We start from the raw sequence: 15,748 nt of genomic DNA, 5'->3' as shown, positions 1-15,748 counted from the left end.
TGGTTTCATAGGCTTTGCCTTGTGCAGATCATGCCCAAGGCCAGAAAGCTGATGCGGAACCATCCCCTTACCGACCGTTTTGTCCATTCGTTGAAAACCGTTCTGAGCGGCCCAGCCGCGCTGGCCTTTGTTCCGGCGCTTTGTCTGAGTGCATTCTGGATTGGGGGAGAACAGGCCCTGGTTGCACTGGCCCTGGTTTTGCCTCTGATCGTCGCAGGCATCAATGCGTTCGCAGCCAATCCGTCGCGTAAGGGGCTTTGGCGTCCAGGCGGTCTGCTGTCAAAGGACCAGTTTGAAACAGTTTTGGAGAAGGTATTTGCCGACGCCCGCCTGAAGGGGGAAAACTCGGCCTGTTTCGCGGTGGTTCTGGATGACTTTACGCAATTGCTTGATCTGCACGGACAGGCGGCGGCAAACCACGTTGCACAGCAATTCTGCTCGCGCGTTTTGTCCATGATCCGCTCAAATGATTGCGCAACCCGGATGGGTGGAAACAGGATGATGGTTGTTCTGCATCCGGCACGGCAACTGGATTTGGAAGCTTGTATTCAGATGTCGGGCCGTATGCAAAACGCCGTAGAAGATCCCATCATGCTGAATGGCACCGGCGTGTATATGTCCTGTTCCATCGGCTTTTGCCTGAGCAGCAATATCACTGACGGCTCTGCAATCGATTGGCAGGAGGCCGCAAATAACGCCCTTTTGGAGGCACAACAAAACGGGCCATCCACGATTCGCGCTTTTTCCTCTCAGACGCGCAGACGGGCACAGGTCAGGATCAACTTGCGCAAAGAATTCGAAGCGGCGCTGGACAGCGGTGAGATCCGTCCATGGTTTCAACCCCAGATCTCAACCGATACCGGGCGTATCAGCGGGTTTGAAGCTCTGGCCCGCTGGGAACATCCGAAAAAAGGGGTTCTTGCCCCCAATGTGTTCCTGCCCTTTGCCGAACAGGCCGAACTGATGGACCGGTTGGGTCAGGCCATGCGGCATCATTCCTTTTCCGCAATGCGCGACTGGGATCGGTCCATGCTGTCGGTGCCGCGCATCGGGATCAACTTTTCATCTGACGAACTGCGCAATCCGGGCCTGATCGACCGTCTGAAATGGGAACTGGATCAATTCGATCTGACCCCTGACAGGTTGGCGGTCGAGGTGTTGGAGACCGTGTTCTCCAGACGGCCCGACGATGTCATAACCCGCAACGTCACCAGGCTTGCCGCAATGGGGTGCTGTATTGATCTGGACGATTTCGGGACAGGACATGCCTCGATCGGTTCTATCAAACGGTTCAACGTATCGCGCATCAAGATCGACAGGTCTTTTGTTGCCAAAGCGGATCTGGACCCAAGCCAGCAACAGCTTGCCAGCGCCATTCTGATGATGGCAGAACGTTTGCATCTGGAAACTCTGGCCGAAGGTGTCGAAACGCCGGGTGAGCACGCTTTGATGGCCCAACTGGGTTGCGATCATGTTCAGGGATTTGGCATCGGCAAGCCCATGCCATTCGAAAAAACCAAGGATTGGATCACGTCTTACCGCAACAAGGTCGACGGTGTTCCCAAAATCGGGCGGAAAACGCGGTAGGGAACCGGAAATCGCGGTAAAGAAGACCCCTCCGTGACGAAATGACGGGCGATTCCGCTTGACCTTTGGGTCTGCACTCTGTTGAACCCTGCGGGTGTCTTTCACTGCTCAAGGTGGCTGTCCCCGATGGACGATCAGAACAAGAACCTTATCCTCGCAACCGCGCTCAGCTTTATCGTGATCCTGGTCTGGTTCGTGCTGTTCCCCCCTCCGGAACAGACGACAACCCCGGATCAGGCTGAAGTAACCAGCGTCGAAGGCAGTGAGGTTCAGACGCCCAGTGCGGCCGACACCAGTACTGTCGGAGAGGCAACTGCGGCAGCTGCCGAAGCTGAACCCGAGGCCGAAGCGCCCCGCATCAATATCGACACGCCCCGCCTGACCGGTAGCCTGTCGCTTGCTGGCGGTCGGATCGACGAGCTGTCATTGAAAGACTACAAGGTCTCGCTGGCCGAGGATTCTCCGATTGTCGAGTTGTTGTCGCCAGTCGGATCGCAATCCGCCTATTACGCCCTCTATGGCTGGGCTCCTGGCGCGGGCCTGACCGGTGCAGATGTTCCCGGACCAAATACCATCTGGACGCTTGAGCAGGGCGAAACCCTGGGTGTTGACACACCTGTGACGCTGGCCTGGGAAAACGGCAATGGACTGACGTTCCGCCGCACCATCGCGGTCGACGAGAACTATATGTTCACGGTCACGCAATCTGTCGAAAACGCCACCGGGGTTGAAATTGGATTGGCACCTTATGGCATTCTTGCGCGCCACGGCATTGGCGAAGACGGGGACCTGCCGGACCTGAAGAACTTCTTCATTCTGCATGAGGGTGTGATCGGTATGGCCGACGGCACTCTGACCGAAGTGGACTATGGCGACGTTCGTGATTTCGATATCGACCCGGACGAGCGCGCTCAGGCCGAGGTGTTTCAGGTCAAGGAAAACGGCTGGATCGGGTTCACTGATCACTTCTGGATGACCACGCTGATCCCGGAACCCGGTTCTGCGTTCAAGGCGGCTGCCAAATACGACTCGCGTCGCAAGATTTACCAGACAGAAACGGTACTTCCGACGCTGACCGTGGCACCGGGTGCGACCGAGCAGGTGACAACCCAGCTGTTTGCGGGTGCAAAAGAGTGGGAGACCATCCGCGAATACCAGGCTGACGGTGTGCAGAAATTCATCGACAGCATCGACTGGGGCTGGTTCTTCTTCCTGACCAAGCCGATTTTCTGGCTGCTGCACAACATTCATGCACTGATCGGCAATATGGGTTGGTCCATTATCGGCCTGACGCTGATCATCAAGGCAATCCTGTTCCCGCTGGCCTTCAAATCCTACGTCTCGATGGCGAAGATGAAGGAACTGCAGCCGCAGATGGAAGCCCTGAAGGAAGCCGCGGGCGACGATCGTCAGAAGATGCAGCAGGGCATGATGGAGCTGTACAAGAAGGAAAAGGTGAACCCCGCTGCCGGTTGTTTGCCGATCCTGTTACAGATCCCGATCTTCTTTTCACTGTACAAGGTGATCTTCGTCACGATCGAACTGCGTCAGGCACCGTGGTTCGGCCCCTTCCAGGACCTGAGCGCACCTGACCCGACCTCGATCATGAACCTCTTTGGCTTGCTACCCTGGGCCGGCCCGCAGCCGGACACCCTGATGGCGCTTATCTTTATCGGTATTCTGCCGCTGCTGCTGGGAATCTCGATGTGGCTGCAACAGAAATTGAACCCGGCACCAACCGATGCCACACAAGCGATGATCTTCGCGTGGATGCCGTGGGTCTTCATGTTCATGCTGGGCGGTTTTGCCAGCGGTCTGGTCGTGTACTGGATTGCGAACAACACGATCACCTTTACCCAACAGTATCTGATCATGCGCAGTCAGGGCTATACGCCGGACGTGTTCGGAAACATCAAATCCGGATTTAAGCGATTGCCGAACACGGACAAGAAATGAGCGGAACAGTTTCAGGCCTTTGGCGTCACCCGATCAAAAGCCATGGGCGTGAAGCCCTGAGCCAGATTACCCTCAACCCCGGGCAGACCATGCCCGGGGATCGCGTTTGGGCCGTTGCCCATGAAGCGGCCAAGACCGACGGAACGGAATGGGCCCCGTGTGTGAATTTCAGTCGCGGTTCAAAAGCCCCCAAGCTTATGGCGATTTGGGCGAAACTGGACGGCGAGCAGGTCACGTTGCACCACCCGGACCGCCCGAATCTGAGCTTTCATCCTGACACAGAAGAATCGGTTTTCCTGGACTGGGTAAAACCGCTTATGCCCACGGATCGCGCTGCGTCCGCCCGAATTGTCCGGGTGCCCGGGCGCGGCATGACCGATACCGATTTCCCGTCAATCAGCCTGTGCAACATGGCGTCTCATCGCGCTGTTGAACAAAAGCTGGGCCAGTCTTTGTCTGCGGCGCGATGGCGCGGGAACATCTGGTTCGAAGGTCTGCCTGAGTGGGATGAATTCGACTGGCTGGGCCGAGACCTTCGCATTGGCGAAACCGTGCTCCGGGTTCGCGAGCGTATAGTCCGCTGTCTGGCCACCACCGCAAATCCGGAAACCGGCGAACGCGACGCGGATACTCTGGGCGCGCTGAACAGCTGGGATCATCAGGATTTCGGCGTCTATGCCGAGGTTGTTCAGGGTGGTGAAATCCGCCTGAATGATACCCTGGAGGTGTTATGACCACGCTTCCGTTTCCGCTGGCCGAAGAGCCGGATGACTTCGCAAAAGAACGCGGTCGCAAACTGTTTGCCGGCCCGTCTGAATTTGTCAAAGGCGTAGTCGCCATGACGGGCCTGCCCGCTCCTGACCGGCTGGAGGTTTGCTTTGCCGGTCGCTCGAATGTCGGAAAATCCAGCCTGATCAATGCGCTAACCGGAACAAAGGGTCTGGCGCGTGCCTCGAACACACCTGGCCGCACGCAAGAAATCAACTTTTTCACGCAAGGCCCGGACCTCTATCTGGTGGACCTGCCGGGCTATGGGTATGCCAATGCACCGGTTAACGTGGTTGAAAAATGGCAGAAGCTTCTCAAGCAATACCTGAGCGGCCGTCAGACACTGCGCCGTGCCTTTGTCCTGATCGATGCGCGCCACGGGGTAAAACCGGTCGACACTGAAATCATGAAATTGCTGGATACCAGTGCCGTGACCTTTCAATGCGTTCTCACCAAAGCCGACAAGGTCAAGGCCAACGAGCGCGAGAAGGTTCTGGAACAAACCCGTGCGGCTTTGTCCAAACATCCCGCAGCATTCCCGGAAATCGTCCTGACCTCGTCCGAAAAAGGCGACGGGATTCCGACCCTGCGCTCGATCATTGCGCATCTGGAATAGCTTCGCCCTTGGCAGCGCGGTGCAAAGGCCCTAACACGGACGGTCAGAGGGACCTTAGCAATGAAGACACGTGACATGAACCGGGACTGGATCGCCACCGCAGCAACTCTGAACAGCGCATTGCCCTATCTGCAGCGCTATGATGGGGCCATCGTCGTCATAAAGCTGGGCGGGCATGCCATGGGCAGTGACGAGGCGATGGAGAGCTTTGCCCGCGATGTCGTCTTGATGCGGCAGGTCGGCGTGAACCCGGTTGTCGTGCATGGCGGTGGTCCGATGATCAACGCGATGCTGAACAAACTTGATATCCAGTCCGACTTTGTGAACGGCAAGCGCGTGACCGACACGGCAACCGTCGAAGTTGTCGAGATGGTTCTGTCTGGCCTGGTGAACAAGCGCATCGTTCAGGCTATCAATGGACAGGGCGGTTCGGCCGTGGGTCTGTCGGGCAAGGATGCAAACCTGATGATCTGCGACCAGACGGATGCGTCTCTGGGTTATGTCGGCACCCCGTCCGAGATGAACCCGAAAGTCCTGCATGATCTGTTCTCACATGATGTGATCCCGGTCATCGCCCCTCTGGGCGCGGGCCGTGAGGGTGAAACGTTCAACGTGAACGGCGATACGGCTGCCGGGGCGATTGCCTCGGCATTGAAAGCTGACCGCCTTCTGCTGCTGACTGATGTCTCGGGCGTCAAGAACGCGGCGGGCGATGTGGTGACCGAGCTGAAAGCCGGCCAGATCCGCGAGATGACCCGCGAAGGCACCATCGCGGGCGGTATGATCCCCAAGACCGAAACGGCCCTCGATGCCCTGCACAGCGGCGTTCGGGCCGTCGTGATACTTGACGGGCGCGCGCCAAATGCGGTTCTGCTTGAACTGTTCACGGAACATGGCGCCGGGTCGCTGATACGGCCAGACTGATCGCAGCAACAGCCGAGGGAAGATGACAGACCTTGCGCAACCTTCCTCAGTTCCGGATGCGGCAACCTATGGCCGCGTAGAACACGCGGCGCGTCAGGCGGGGTTGATTGTCATGGGTGCGCTGCATCCTCATCGCGTGGCGGCCCGGCAACTTGACACTGGCACGTTGATCTTGCTGGGCGCAGGCTCTGATTTCTGGTCTGCTCTGAAAGCCTCGCCCGAATGGCGGGGGCCTGATCCAGTAGACCGCTGGTCAACCAGAATCGTCGGCCAGATGGCACATGCGTTCGGTGCACAGGCCTATTTCCCCTTTGGTGGTCCGCCCTATGCGCCTTTCATCGACTGGGCCCTGAAATCGGGACGCACCTTCAGCAGCCCGGTGGGGGCTTTGGTACATGACACGGTCGGTATGATGATCTCATATCGCGGCGCACTGCATTTCGCCCATGAGTTTGCCATCCCAGAAACACCCGGCGTTTCCCCCTGTAACACCTGCGCCGCTCCGTGCACGACGGCCTGCCCTGTCGGCGCGCTGAACGCGCAAAACTTCTATGACCTTGCAGCCTGCCACGACCATCTTGATACCACTGAGGGTCAAACCTGCATGACAGGCGGCTGTCTGGCCCGCCTCGCCTGCCCGCTCAGCGCGGGCGCAGGGCGCGACCCCGAACAATCAGCCCATCATATGAGGGCTTTTCACCCGTCATGACCCGCACTCTGATCCTGACGCGTCACGCCAAATCCAGCTGGGATAACCCAGGACTTGGCGATCATGAACGCCCCCTGAGCAAGCGTGGGCGCAGGTCAGCCCCGGCCATTGGTGCATGGCTGCGCGATAACGGCTGGCTGCCGGATGAAGTGCTAAGCTCGACGTCAACCCGCACTCGCGAGACATGGGACCGGATGGGGTTAACGGCCGATAAGGTCCGCTTTCACAATGTGCTCTACCACGCCGGCGCCGAAGACATGTTGCGCGAGTTAGCAGGTGCCACGGAACCGACTGTTTTGATGCTGGGCCATAACCCCGGAATCGCCGAATTCGCCAACCGCCTTGTGCAACGGCCACCGGATCACATGCGCTTTTTCGATTATCCGACTTGTGCAACCACTGTGATGACATTCAACGCCGACAGCTGGTCGGACGTGCGATGGCATATGGGCACCGTGCTGGGCTTCACCACCGCGCGAGAGTTGCTGGAATAGAAAAAGGCGGGGCAAAACCCCGCCTTTCCACCATCTTGAGCCGTTCAGTGTCCCAGAATCTGGCTGAGGAACAGTTTGGTCCGCTCGCTTTGCGGATTATTGAAGAACTCTTCCGGTTCGTTCTGTTCCACGATCTGGCCCGCATCCATAAAGATCACACGGTTGGCAACCTGACGGGCAAAGCCCATCTCGTGCGTCACGCACAGCATCGTCATGCCTTCTTCGGCCAGCTCGATCATGGTGTCGAGCACCTCTTTGATCATCTCGGGGTCCAACGCCGATGTCGGTTCATCGAACAACATGATCCGCGGCATCATGCACAGCGAGCGGGCAATTGCCACACGCTGCTGCTGACCACCCGAAAGCTGACCAGGATACTTGTCGGCCTGCTCGGGGATTTTCACCTTTTCAAGGAAATGCATCGCGCGCTCTTCGGCCTCTTTCTTGGGCGTCTTGCGCACCCAGATCGGGGCCAGCGTGCAGTTCTCCAGAATGGTCAGGTGCGGGAACAGGTTGAAGTGCTGGAACACCATGCCAACCTCGGACCGGATCTTGTCGATGTTCTTGAGGTCATTCGACAGCTCGGTCCCATCCACGATGATCGTGCCCTGCTGGTGTTCCTCCAACGCGTTCAGGCAGCGGATCAGGGTAGATTTCCCTGACCCGGACGGACCCGCAATAACAATCCGCTCGCCCTGATTGACGGTCAGATTGATGTCGCGCAGCACGTGAAAGGAACCGTACCACTTGTTCATGTTGGTGATTTCGATGGCGACCTCGTCGCTCACCTGCATTTTGGAACGGTCGATTTCGCGGTCAATTGCAAGTTCAGACATGTGTTGAACTCCTTAACGGTGGCCAGTCTGAAGCTTGCGCTCCAGATACATGGAATAACGGGACATAGAGAAGCAGACGATGAAGAACAGGAACGCGATGAACGCGAACAGTTCCCAATAGATGCCGTTCCAGGCTGTGTCGGCGCGGATAGCAGATGCCAATCCGATCACGTCGAACAACCCGATAATCGACACCAGCGTCGTATCCTTGAAGATCCCGATGAATGTGCTCACGATGCCCGGAATTGAGATTTTCAGGGCTTGCGGCATGATGATCAGCCTCTGCGCCTGCCAGTAGTTCAGGCCCAGACTGTCGGCGCCTTCGTACTGTCCTCGTGGCAGGGCAGCCAGACCACCCCGGATCACCTCGGCCATGTAGGCCGCCGAGAACAGGGTCATCATGATCATCACCCGCAAGATGATGTCAAAGTTGGTGCCTGGCGGCAGGAACAGGTTCAGAAGCAGCGACGCCACGAACAACAAGGTGATCAGCGGCACACCGCGAATGAACTCGATAAAGCCCACGCACAGGTATTTGACGATCAGCAGGTCCGACTGACGCCCCAGCGCCAGAACGATGCCGATCGGAAGTGAGACACCAATGGCCACAACGCCCAGCAGGATCGCCAGCATGAAACCACCGAACTGACGGCTTTCAACAGCTTCGATGCCAATCGGCAGAACCGAGTCCAACGCGCCCGTGAAATAGCTGGACAGCACCAGCCACCAGATCACTGCGGCAACGACCGCACCGATCATACCCACCAGTTCACTCACCTGCTTGCTGAGGACCGAATACACGAACCAACCGACGACAAACCCAAGCGCGGCCGAGATTGGCCCCCAGATGGTTCCGCCCCACATCAGGAACGGCATCAGGAACGGGTAGATTGCCGTGAAGATCAGCATCTTGGTTGGGACGCGATCCGAATACAGAACCGGCGCCAATGCGACCAGCAACAGAACCAGCGCAAGGATCGGTCTCCAGTACAGATGGCTTGGATAGAAGCCGAACAGCAACTGTAACCATCGGTCATTGATAACCGCCCAGCAGGCGTGCCCATGGGTCGACCCCCAGGTGGCCATCATGATCTCGCGGCACTCGTTGAGAGAGTCGGCATTCCACACGGACTGGAAAATCCATGGCAGAACACCTGACAGCACGTAGTAGATCGCATAAAGCGAAACCACCGTCAGGATCGTGTTAAACCAACTTGAGAACAGGTTGTGCTTGACCCATCCCAGCGCACCGACCTCGGAAGCAGGCGGTGCCTGCTCGGGCAGCATTTCCGTGCGGACAAATGAAACATCACTCATATTACCGCTCCACCAGTTTTACACGGTTGTTGTACCAGTTCATCACCCCTGAGATGCTCAGCGAGATGGACAGATAGACCAGCATCAACAGCAGAACACATTCCAGCTCGCGACCGGTCTGGTTCATGGTGATGCCGCCAAGGGTCCCCGTGATGTCCATATACCCGACCGCGATCGCCAGTGACGAGTTCTTGGTCAGGTTCAGATAGTTCGAGATCATGGGCGGAATGATCACCCGCAATGCCTGCGGCAGGATCACAAGGCGCATGGTCCGGCCCGGGCGCAGACCCAGCGCCGATGCGGCTTCGGTTTGGCCTTTTGAGATGGCCAGGATACCCGCACGAACGATCTCGGCGATGAAGGCCGCCGTGTAAAGCGACAAGGCCAGCCACAGCGCGATCAACGAGTTACGCAAATGTGTGCCGCCGGTAAAGTTGAAGCCTTTCAGCTCAGGGAAACCAAGGTGAAACCCCAAGATGGTGAGAAGGACAATCATCGGCACAAACAGAATACCCAGCTGGATGTGCCAGATAGTCGGACGATCACCGGATGCCTCTTGCTTGGCTTGTGCCCAGGCGGACACCTTGCGCATCGCAAAGATGCTGCCACCAAGCACGATCAGAATGGCGATCAGGTCCAGCGAGATATCGAACCGCAGGCTCGACGCACCGAAGATGTGTATATCACCCAGGCTGCGCGAGAACAGGAACTCCGGGATATAGACCCCGCGATTGGTCACTGCGACAGAATCGAACAGATTCATCGTGGCTTCTGGGTTTTCTCCACGGAACGCCCTTGGTGCTGGCAGGCTTTCGATCAGAATGGCCATGGCCAGAACGATCCACAGCAGCACAGGTACGTTGCGGAACATCTCGACATAGACGGTCATGATCCGCGCAACCAGCCAGTTGTTGGACAGGCGCAGAACACCAACCAAAACACCGACTATCGTTGCTGTGATACAACCAAGAACCGCCACAACCAGCGTGTTCAGCAAGCCGATAAAGGCCGCGCGCAAGTGACTGTCGCGCGAATCGTATTCAAGCAAGCGTTGGTTGATATCGTAACTGGCCGGTTCTGCAAAAAAGCCGAACTCAACCGGTTTTCCAAGCGCTTCGAGGTTTTGGATGGTATTGGAAATGATCCAGGCTGCCAGAAGCATAAAACCAATCATTGCAATGACCTGAATGGTCGCAGATCGGTACCGCGTATCATAAAGGAGCATGGACAGCCGGAACTGCTCCTTCGGCGGGTCAGTGAGAGTCGTCATGACCTATGTATATCCCCGTGCATCCCGTAAATATGTCGGCAGAGTTGATCCCTGCTCAAAACCGTACGGGCGTGATTCTTATGGATGGAAAAAGGGCGCAGGTTGCCCTGCGCCCTTCTCCGTCGATATTAGCGGAACGGCGGCGAGTACAGCAGGCCGCCTTCGGTCCACTGTGCGTTCAGGCCGCGTGCCAGACCAATCGGGGTTTCTTCACCGATGTTCTTGGCAAACACTTCGCCATAGTTGCCGCCGGCTTTGATCGCCTTGGCTGCCCAGTCAGCGTTCAGACCCAGCATCTCGCCCAGGGTGCCTTCGGTACCCAGCAGGCGGTTGATTTCGGGGTTTTCGGTGCCAGCGGCCAGTTCATCGATATTGGCCGAGGTTACGCCCAGTTCTTCAGCCGAGATCAGCGCGTTCAGAGTCCAGCGCACAACGTCGCCCCACTCGTGGTCGCCGTGACGGACCAGCGGGCCCAGCGGCTCTTTCGAGATGATTTCAGGCAGCAGGATGTGATCACCGGGGTTTTCGAATGTGGCGCGGGTTGCCGCCAGACCCGAAGCGTCGGTGGTGTAAACGTCACATGCGCCAGCCAGGTACTGCTGCTGTGCTTCGGCGTTGGTTTCGATCGGAACCGGTTCGTAGCTGATGTTGTTCGAACGGAAGAAGTCCGCCAGGTTCAGCTCGGTTGTGGTGCCGGTCTGGATACAAACGGTTGCGCCGTCCAGTTCCTTGGCCGAGCTTACGCCCAGTGCCTTGGGAACCATAAAGCCCTGACCGTCATAGTAGTTCACACCGGTGAATTCGAACTTCAGGTCGACGTCGCGGCTGAAGGTCCAGGTGGTGTTCCGCGCCAGCATGTCGATCTCGCCCGAGGCCAGAGCGGTAAAACGTGTCTTACCGGTGGTCGGAACGAATTCTACCGCGCTTGCATCGCCCAGAACAGCAGCAGCAACGGCACGGCACAGAGATACGTCAAAGCCCTGCCATTCGCCATTGGCGTCAGGAGCAGCAAAGCCAACCAGACCGGTGGTCACACCACAGTTCAGCTTGCCGCGCGCTTTAACGTCGTCAACGGTCCCTGCCACGGCTGCGCCAGCAGCAAGACCGGCAATCGTTGCCGCGCCCAAGATTACGGATTTTTTCATTTTTACCTCTTCCTGATTTCCCGCCCCATCAGAGGCGGCTCTGCCCGGCAAGTGGATGCCGGATAGGTTACTCCAAAGGTGTCTCCCCTTTAGTGGCACTGAGTTTGGGCGTATTCATAAACAAACGTCAAGGGTCGGATCATCGAAAACGATGGATCAGACCCCAACCAATTTGAACATTTGGCCAAAAATCGGAAAATAAGGATCAAACCGACATATCAAAGAAGCGTTTAGCATGCAGAAATGCGGCTTTCTTCGTTTCGGCAACCGCATGGGCCTCGTCATCGTGACCCCATTGTTCGATCTGCCAGGTTTCGTCCAACCTCGAAATGCGCCATATTTCCGCCGGTTCGCGCCAATCCATGGCCGCCGCAAACCCGAGAATCAATGACCCCGACAAGCTGACCAGATCGTGGAACGCCGCCAGTTGAAACGCATCCAGCGCATGGACGCGAGCACGCAGCGCCGACAGGGCAGCGGCAGATTGCGGCTTGTGCAACACACCTATAACCGGCTGCAAGCGAGCAGACAGCGCAGCCTCGGCCCAGTCCAGTGCCGGATCCCATTCGGCGCTTTGACGTTCCTGCAACTCTGTTGGATGTGTCGCTCGATAGCACAGCAGATCAGAATCGCCGTAATCCGCAAGCATATCGGCAACTTCCCCGTGCTGGGACCGAACCTTGTCGATTGCCGCATTCGCCGAACGGGTGCATGGCATCGTCGACGGATCTACCTCACTCTGCTGGGCATCCCATTCTGACGCAACCGCTTCGGCCATGGCGCGGGTCGGCAGGATCAACGCCGCTTTGGCAGGGGTCTTGACGCGGCGGCCATCCAGTTCAACCGTAAACCCGCCGTCGACCTCGGTAATCCGGCTTTCTTTCCAGAAGCGTTTCGGTTTCCAGTCACTCATGTTTCAGTTCCATATCCCGGCCAGCGCAGTGGGCAACTGGTCAAAGGTCTCAATCATGCAGGTGGCCGAGGTCAAAGCAGACCGATCATGGTACCCCCATGCCACGCCGATGCCGCGCACCCCGGCAGCGGCGGCCATGTCCATGTCATAGCTTGTATCGCCGACCATCACCGCGCAGTCGGATTCGACACCGGTCTCGGCCAACGCGGCCTGCACCATGGAAGGATGCGGTTTCGACGGATGGTGGTCGGCGACCTGCCGGGTGACGAAGTAGCGCTCAAGCCCATGTACTTCGATCAACGCATCAAGTCCGCGCTGGGATTTGCCGGTTGCCACCCCAAGAAGCACTTCGGGCACGGCGTGCAAAGCTTCAATCGCCTCTCTCGCACCGGGATAGAGCGGAGAGCTGGCCGCGCCCAAATCCAAGCGATGCGCATGATAAGCTTCCTTGTACCCTTCAACTAGATCGTTCTGGACCGAGGAAGGTTGGTCCGGCACCAACCGTGCGATTGCATGTGGCAGGGACAGCCCGACAATGGACAGGATCACCTCTCGCGTCGGTACAGGGACCGAAGCGGCCTGAAAGCTGGTGGTCATGGCGTGAACGATACTGCCCTGACTGTCGACCAGAGTGCCATCGACATCAAACAAAACCAGCCGCAGCGGTGCGCTCATTGCAGCGCCTCAAACGGGTCGTCGGCGGCCAGATCCTCGGTCCAGCCGAAGGTGTCCCAGCTGTGTTTCATATGTTCCGGCAAGGGCGCAGTCACCGTTACCGGTTTGCGCGTTATCGGATGCAGGAATGACAGTCGCCGCGCGTGCAGATGCAGCTTTTTGCTGATGATCCCACCCAGTTGCGCGCCCCAGCCATCACCCAGGTTTTCCTGCCCCGAGCCACCATATTTGCCGTCGCCGATGATCGGATGACCGATCGCTGCCATATGCGCGCGCAGTTGGTGGGTGCGGCCCGTGATTGGCTCCATCGCCACCCAAGCGGCGCGCCCGGCCACCCGGTAGAGGGTCGCATAATGTGTATGTGCCCGTTTCGCACCGGGGGTGCTGTCGATCTCGTTCATATGGACGGGGATCATCTTTTCACCCTCGCCGTGGGCGCCATGACCGGCTGCTTTCACAAGACCCGTCTTGATTTCACCCAGATATGGCGTGGGAACACCTGCAACCAGCGCCCAGTAAATCTTGCGTGTATCGCGGTGACGGAAAGCGGCTGTCAGCCCCTTCGCGGCTTCGCGCGTGCGGGCCAGCAGCAGAACTCCTGACGTGTCCTTGTCCAGGCGGTGAACCAGACGCGGGTTTTCGTCATACCCAAACCGCAACGCCTCGGACAGGCTGTCGACATGCCGGGTCTGCCCGCTGCCGCCCTGTACCGGCAGGCCCTGCGGCTTGTTCAGGGCCAGAATGTGATCATCACGGTAGATCACGCAGGACTGGATCATCTTGGCATCCGCATCCGAGATACGATGCCTGACCTCAACCGGTTTGTGATCAGGCCCCGGCAATGGCGGTACACGAACCACCTGCCCGACCTCCAATCGGGTCGAGGCCTTGGCCCGACTGCCATCCACACGCAGTTCTCCCTTGCGGCACATCTTTTCGATGCGGCCCTGGCTGACATGCGGGAACAGGCGGCGCAACCAGCGGTCCACACGCTGATCGCCGTCCCCTTCAGCGACTGTAATCATCTGTACGCCACTCATGCCATTGCCCCTTGCGCCGCGCGGGTGATCCGCCCGGATTGTGTCTTTGTCCGTGTCCCAGAAATCATGGGGGTCTCTCGCGCGCAATGCGGCAAGAGTCAAGGTATCAGACAGGAACCTTTGGCGTTCGAGGGGGCTCAGCACCGCCCGCCACTTCTCGGCACGATCAATACATTCCCAGCCAGCCTAGCTGTTGCGCTGGGTCCGAAGCTTGGCGAAGTAATCGAGGCGCTTTTTCAGCTCACGCTCGAACCCACGCTCGACCGGTTGATACAGAACCGGGCGTTTCATCGTTTCAGGGAAATAGTTCTGACCGGAAAACCCGTCTTCGGCGTCATGGTCATACGCATAGCCGGCACCATATCCCTGATCCTTCATCATTGATGTAGGGGCATTCAGGATATGTTTGGGCGGTGGCTCGCTGCCCGATTGCTTGGCCAGCCGCATCGCTGCCTTATAGCCGACATAAGCACCGTTGGATTTCGGGGCCAGGGCCAGATAGACCAGCGCCTGCGCCAGCGCCAGCTCACCTTCGGGAGAGCCGAGCCGCTCATACGTTTCCCAGGATTGCAGGCAAATGGCCTGTGCCTGCGGATCGGCCAGGCCGATATCCTCGACCGCCATCCGTGTGATCCGACGCGCCAGATAGCGCGGGTCTTCGCCCCCTGTCAGCATTCGCGCGAACCAGTACAGCGCCGCATCCGGGTCGGACCCGCGCACCGATTTGTGCAGGGCTGAAATCAGGTTGTAATGTTCATCGCCCGACTTGTCATATTTCGCCGCCCGCCGCATCAGCCGCGTCGACAGAGCGTCCGTGTCCAGTGGCGCATCCACCTTCCAGGCCGAGACCTGTTCGATCAGGTTTAGCAACGCCCGCCCGTCACCATCTGCCATTTCCTGCAACGCATCGCGGGCTGCGGGTGTCAACGGTAGCGCGCGGTCCAGCTCTTTTTCGGCGCGCTGGGTCAGGCGTTCAAGATCGGAAAGGCCAAGCCGTTCCAGCACCAGAACCTGCGACCGGCTGAGAACCGCGGCGTTCAGCTCAAAGGACGGGTTTTCGGTCGTTGCCCCGACCAGAAGGATCGTGCCGTCCTCCATATGCGGCAGAAACCCGTCCTGCTGCGCCTTGTTGAAGCGGTGGATCTCGTCCACGAACAGCAAGGTCCCCTGCCCGTTCTGGCGCCTGATCTTGGCCGCTTCGAAAACCTTCTTCAAATCCGGAACACCGGTGAAAATCGCACTGATCTGAACGAATTGCAGATCGGTTTCCTGCGCCAGCAACCGTGCGATCGTCGTCTTGCCGACACCGGGCGGCCCCCAGAAGATCAGGCTGGACAGACTGCCTGACGCCAGCATGACCCCCAGCGGCGCATCCGGGCCAAGAACCTGTTCCTGACCGATGACCTCGGCCAGTGACTGCGGGCGCAACCGGTCCGCCAGGGGACGGTGTGGCGCAGCGGTGGGTTCCGTTGGCCCGGTATCGAACAGATCGCTCACG

The 15,748-nt window shown here is 58.3% G+C and carries 15 protein-coding genes; 7 read left to right on the top strand and 8 right to left on the bottom strand.

The features are described from left to right. Positions 1-51 precede the first annotated feature (51 nt). From ACR0ES_RS16900 to ACR0ES_RS16870, 7 genes are all read left to right on the top strand, one after another. Positions 52-1,587, top strand: coding sequence for a putative bifunctional diguanylate cyclase/phosphodiesterase (locus ACR0ES_RS16900; RefSeq protein WP_480871366.1), 1,536 nt, complete (start codon positions 52-54; stop codon positions 1,585-1,587). A 126-nt stretch (positions 1,588-1,713) separates the two neighbouring features. Then, positions 1,714-3,543 (top strand): membrane protein insertase YidC, encoded by a 1,830-nt coding sequence (yidC, locus tag ACR0ES_RS16895; protein WP_480484757.1) that lies wholly within the window; start codon positions 1,714-1,716, stop codon positions 3,541-3,543. Beyond that, the gene (locus ACR0ES_RS16890; RefSeq protein ID WP_480484758.1) at positions 3,540-4,277 is read left to right on the top strand and encodes an MOSC domain-containing protein; all 738 of its coding nucleotides are present in this window, start codon (positions 3,540-3,542) and stop codon (positions 4,275-4,277) included. The genes yidC and ACR0ES_RS16890 overlap by 4 nt, the downstream gene beginning before the upstream one ends. Next, positions 4,274-4,927, top strand: coding sequence for a ribosome biogenesis GTP-binding protein YihA/YsxC (gene yihA / locus ACR0ES_RS16885; RefSeq protein ID WP_480559544.1), 654 nt, complete (start codon positions 4,274-4,276; stop codon positions 4,925-4,927). Before ACR0ES_RS16890 ends, yihA begins: the two co-directional genes overlap by 4 nt. 60 nt (positions 4,928-4,987) lie before the next feature. Continuing rightward, positions 4,988-5,851 carry an acetylglutamate kinase gene (gene argB / locus ACR0ES_RS16880; protein ID WP_480774295.1) on the top strand — a complete coding sequence of 288 codons (864 nt, stop codon included), beginning with the start codon at positions 4,988-4,990 and terminating at the stop codon, positions 5,849-5,851. Positions 5,852-5,873: 22 nt separating this feature from the next. Next, complete coding sequence (locus ACR0ES_RS16875; protein ID WP_480774296.1) at positions 5,874-6,560, top strand: ferredoxin; 687 nt, start codon at positions 5,874-5,876, stop codon at positions 6,558-6,560. Next, entirely contained in the window at positions 6,557-7,054 is a 498-nt protein-coding gene (locus tag ACR0ES_RS16870; protein ID WP_480774297.1) for a SixA phosphatase family protein, read from the top strand. Before ACR0ES_RS16875 ends, ACR0ES_RS16870 begins: the two co-directional genes overlap by 4 nt. Before the next feature lie 44 nt (positions 7,055-7,098). Here ACR0ES_RS16870 and ACR0ES_RS16865 read toward each other — a convergent pair whose 3' ends face one another. The 8 genes from ACR0ES_RS16865 to ACR0ES_RS16830 all read right to left on the bottom strand — a co-directional run bounded on the left by ACR0ES_RS16865 (position 7,099) and on the right by ACR0ES_RS16830 (position 15,747). Then, positions 7,099-7,890 carry an amino acid ABC transporter ATP-binding protein gene (locus ACR0ES_RS16865; protein WP_480484762.1) on the bottom strand — a complete coding sequence of 264 codons (792 nt, stop codon included), beginning with the start codon at positions 7,888-7,890 and terminating at the stop codon, positions 7,099-7,101. Between the two features lie 12 nt (positions 7,891-7,902). Further along, positions 7,903-9,207, bottom strand: coding sequence for an amino acid ABC transporter permease (locus ACR0ES_RS16860; RefSeq protein ID WP_480484763.1), 1,305 nt, complete (start codon positions 9,205-9,207; stop codon positions 7,903-7,905). 1 nt (position 9,208) lies between these two features. After that, positions 9,209-10,477, bottom strand: coding sequence for an amino acid ABC transporter permease (locus ACR0ES_RS16855; protein ID WP_480474035.1), 1,269 nt, complete (start codon positions 10,475-10,477; stop codon positions 9,209-9,211). A 128-nt stretch (positions 10,478-10,605) separates the two neighbouring features. Then, positions 10,606-11,622, bottom strand: coding sequence for an amino acid ABC transporter substrate-binding protein (locus ACR0ES_RS16850; RefSeq protein ID WP_480474036.1), 1,017 nt, complete (start codon positions 11,620-11,622; stop codon positions 10,606-10,608). A 205-nt stretch (positions 11,623-11,827) separates the two neighbouring features. After that, positions 11,828-12,535, bottom strand: a complete 708-nt coding sequence (locus ACR0ES_RS16845; protein ID WP_480871365.1) for an ATP12 family chaperone protein — start codon at positions 12,533-12,535, stop codon at positions 11,828-11,830. 3 nt (positions 12,536-12,538) lie between these two features. Beyond that, positions 12,539-13,210: an HAD-IA family hydrolase gene (locus ACR0ES_RS16840; RefSeq protein WP_480508505.1), complete on the bottom strand. Its 672-nt coding sequence runs from the start codon at positions 13,208-13,210 to the stop codon at positions 12,539-12,541. Next, the gene (locus ACR0ES_RS16835) at positions 13,207-14,250 is read right to left on the bottom strand and encodes an RluA family pseudouridine synthase (RefSeq protein ID WP_480871364.1); all 1,044 of its coding nucleotides are present in this window, start codon (positions 14,248-14,250) and stop codon (positions 13,207-13,209) included. The genes ACR0ES_RS16840 and ACR0ES_RS16835 overlap by 4 nt, the downstream gene beginning before the upstream one ends. 186 nt (positions 14,251-14,436) lie before the next feature. Beyond that, a complete protein-coding gene (locus tag ACR0ES_RS16830; RefSeq protein WP_480774299.1) occupies positions 14,437-15,747 on the bottom strand; it encodes a replication-associated recombination protein A in 1,311 nt (436 codons plus the stop codon). Between the last annotated feature and the right edge of the window lies 1 nt (position 15,748).

This window comes from Ruegeria sp. N7, from assembly GCF_056531345.1.
The sequence above is the reverse complement of the archived record's forward strand: the minus strand, read 5'-3'. Positions and strand labels throughout refer to the sequence as shown.

Excerpts from the sequence above, each read along its gene's own strand:
- ACR0ES_RS16900 (WP_480871366.1), top strand. The coding sequence starts at position 52 with ATGCGGAACCATCCCCTTACCGACCGTTTTGTCCATTCGTTGAAAACC.
- yidC (WP_480484757.1), top strand. The coding sequence starts at position 1,714 with ATGGACGATCAGAACAAGAACCTTATCCTCGCAACCGCGCTCAGCTTT.
- ACR0ES_RS16890 (WP_480484758.1), top strand. The coding sequence starts at position 3,540 with ATGAGCGGAACAGTTTCAGGCCTTTGGCGTCACCCGATCAAAAGCCAT.
- yihA (WP_480559544.1), top strand. The coding sequence starts at position 4,274 with ATGACCACGCTTCCGTTTCCGCTGGCCGAAGAGCCGGATGACTTCGCA.
- argB (WP_480774295.1), top strand. The coding sequence starts at position 4,988 with ATGAAGACACGTGACATGAACCGGGACTGGATCGCCACCGCAGCAACT.
- ACR0ES_RS16875 (WP_480774296.1), top strand. The coding sequence starts at position 5,874 with ATGACAGACCTTGCGCAACCTTCCTCAGTTCCGGATGCGGCAACCTAT.
- ACR0ES_RS16870 (WP_480774297.1), top strand. The coding sequence starts at position 6,557 with ATGACCCGCACTCTGATCCTGACGCGTCACGCCAAATCCAGCTGGGAT.
- ACR0ES_RS16865 (WP_480484762.1), bottom strand. The coding sequence starts at position 7,890 with ATGTCTGAACTTGCAATTGACCGCGAAATCGACCGTTCCAAAATGCAG.
- ACR0ES_RS16860 (WP_480484763.1), bottom strand. The coding sequence starts at position 9,207 with ATGAGTGATGTTTCATTTGTCCGCACGGAAATGCTGCCCGAGCAGGCA.
- ACR0ES_RS16855 (WP_480474035.1), bottom strand. The coding sequence starts at position 10,477 with ATGACGACTCTCACTGACCCGCCGAAGGAGCAGTTCCGGCTGTCCATG.
- ACR0ES_RS16850 (WP_480474036.1), bottom strand. The coding sequence starts at position 11,622 with ATGAAAAAATCCGTAATCTTGGGCGCGGCAACGATTGCCGGTCTTGCT.
- ACR0ES_RS16845 (WP_480871365.1), bottom strand. The coding sequence starts at position 12,535 with ATGAGTGACTGGAAACCGAAACGCTTCTGGAAAGAAAGCCGGATTACC.
- ACR0ES_RS16840 (WP_480508505.1), bottom strand. The coding sequence starts at position 13,210 with ATGAGCGCACCGCTGCGGCTGGTTTTGTTTGATGTCGATGGCACTCTG.
- ACR0ES_RS16835 (WP_480871364.1), bottom strand. The coding sequence starts at position 14,250 with ATGAGTGGCGTACAGATGATTACAGTCGCTGAAGGGGACGGCGATCAG.